Source organism: Streptomyces sp. NPDC057010, from assembly GCF_042673805.1.
Lineage (GTDB): Bacteria > Actinomycetota > Actinomycetes > Streptomycetales > Streptomycetaceae > Streptomyces.
Genome location: NZ_JBHUSC010000128.1, coordinates 1 through 2,155, shown reverse-complemented (window position 1 = coordinate 2,155; position 2,155 = coordinate 1). Strand labels below are relative to the sequence as shown.

Here is a 2,155-nt window from a genome sequence, read left to right as displayed (position 1 = left end):
GCCCCGCGCCCCCCGCGCCCGGAGATCCCCCAGGACACCACCCCCGCCGCCGCGGCACCCCCCCAACAGGCCGCCCACCCCTCGGGGTGCGCGGCCTCTTCGCGTCGCCGTCAACGGCGCGGGGGGCTCTAAGCGCCCTGCTTGAACTCCAGCGCCGCCGCCATCGCGCCGAGCTGCTCGAAGGAGGCCGTCCCGGTGACCACCGTGACGTGGCCCTGCTCCTGGCGGACGAGGGCGTCGTACTTCTCCCCGCCCCAGCGCTCCCACGCCACGTCGCCGACCTGCTGCGTCTGCCCGGTCGGCTTGGCCTGCTGGGTGACCCGGCCGAGGTACTTGGCCGAGGTGTCCGTGGACTGCTCCACCGCCACGTACTGCTTGCCCGGGTCGAGGAAGCCCAGGTGCCAGGCGTTGGCGTTCCTGCGCTCGTACGTCACCGAGGTCGCCCGCCACTGCTCCGGCAGCCCCACGGGGGCGGCCACCGGGTACGGGGCCGCGCGCCGGGCCGTGATCGTCTCCACCCGGTAGTCGACCGTGCGCGTGGGGTCGGCCTGCTCGTCATGCGGGATGAAGAGGTAGATCCCCGCGACGACGACGCCGATCACCCCCAGCGACCGGACCATGTCCCAGATCGTCTGCTTGCCTTTCATACCTGCCACGGCACCATCGTCCCGCATCGACGGGAGCGATCACCGCCGGGGTCACCCCCCGCGTCGGCGCGGCGCGCGCCACGGGCGCCCCGCGGGGCCGCAAGATGTCCGCTCAGGACAATCGCATGACCGATATACCGCTCATACGTGACCCGCTCTGCTCAATATGTCGACGTACCGATAGAGTTCCAGCACCCTCACTTCCCGGCCGTCGCCGTACAGAAAGGTGCGCTCCGATGACCGAGCACAACCTGCCGCCCCAGCTCGAAGTCTCTCCGGAGGCCCCCGACCGCAACCTCGCCCTGGAACTCGTCCGGGTCACCGAGGCTGCCGCCATGGCCGCGGGCCGGTGGGTCGGCCGCGGCGACAAGCTCGGCGCGGACGGCGCCGCGGTCAACGCGATGCGGACGCTGATCTCCACCGTCTCGATGAACGGCGTCGTCGTCATCGGCGAGGGCGAGAAGGACGAAGCGCCGATGCTCTTCAACGGCGAGCGGGTCGGCGACGGCACCGGCGCCGAGGTCGACATCGCGGTCGACCCGATCGACGGCACCACCCTGAACGCCAAGGGCATGCCGAACGCCATCGCCGTCCTGGCCGCCGCCGACCGCGGCACCATGTTCGACCCGTCCGCGGTGTTCTACATGGAGAAGCTGGTCACGGGCCCGGAGGCCGCCGACTTCGTCGACATCAACGCCCCCGTCTCGGTGAACATCCGCCGGGTCGCCAAGGCCAAGGGGATGGCCCCCGAGGACGTCACCGTGGTCATCCTCGACCGTCCGCGTCACGAGGGCATCGTCAAGGAGATCCGCGAGACCGGCGCGCGGATCAAGTTCATCTCGGACGGCGACGTCGCCGGCTCGGTCATGGCGGTGCGCGAGGGTACCGGCGTGGACATGCTCCTCGGCATCGGCGGCACGCCCGAGGGCATCATCTCCGCCTGCGCCATAAAGTGCCTCGGCGGCACGATCCAGGGCAAGCTGTGGCCCAAGGACGAGGCCGAGCGCCAGAAGGCCATCGACGCGGGTCACGACCTGGACCGCGTCCTGCACACGAACGACCTGGTGTCCGGCGAGAACGTCTTCTTCGTCGCCACCGGCATCACGGACGGCGAGCTGCTGCGCGGCGTGCACTACCGCTCGGAGACGGCGACGACGTCCTCGCTGGTCATGCGCTCGAAGTCGGGCACGATCCGGCAGATCGACTCGACGCACCGGCTGTCGAAGCTGCGGGCGTACAGCGCGATCGACTTCGACCGGGCGCTGTAGCCTGCGGCTCGCTCGGCAGAGGAGGGGCGGTCCCGCGTGCGGCGGGCCCGCCCCTCCGGCGTGTCCGTCCGCGTACGCGGCCGGGGCCGGTCCCTTGGCCGGTCGACGGGCGGGGGCTTCGGGGGGCCGGGGACGGGGACGGGGTGGGGTGTCGTCCGGGACGGGCTTCGATGTTCGGCGCCCTGTCCGGGGTTGCTTCGTCGGGCGGGAGCGTGCGCCGAAATCATCTCGTTTTAGTCC

Annotated in this window: 2 protein-coding genes; one reads left to right on the top strand and one right to left on the bottom strand. The window is 71.4% G+C overall.

Annotated elements, in window-relative coordinates:
- Nucleotides 1-128: 128 nt before the first annotated feature.
- A complete protein-coding gene (locus tag ACFTXQ_RS36565) occupies nucleotides 129-647 on the bottom strand; it encodes a DUF4245 domain-containing protein (RefSeq protein WP_382649975.1) in 519 nt (172 codons plus the stop codon).
- A gap of 236 nt (nucleotides 648-883) precedes the next feature.
- Here ACFTXQ_RS36565 and glpX point away from each other — a divergent pair, with 236 nt between their 5' ends.
- Entirely contained in the window at nucleotides 884-1,915 is a 1,032-nt protein-coding gene (glpX, locus tag ACFTXQ_RS36560) for a class II fructose-bisphosphatase (protein ID WP_382649972.1), read from the top strand.
- The last annotated feature ends 240 nt before the right edge of the window (nucleotides 1,916-2,155 follow it).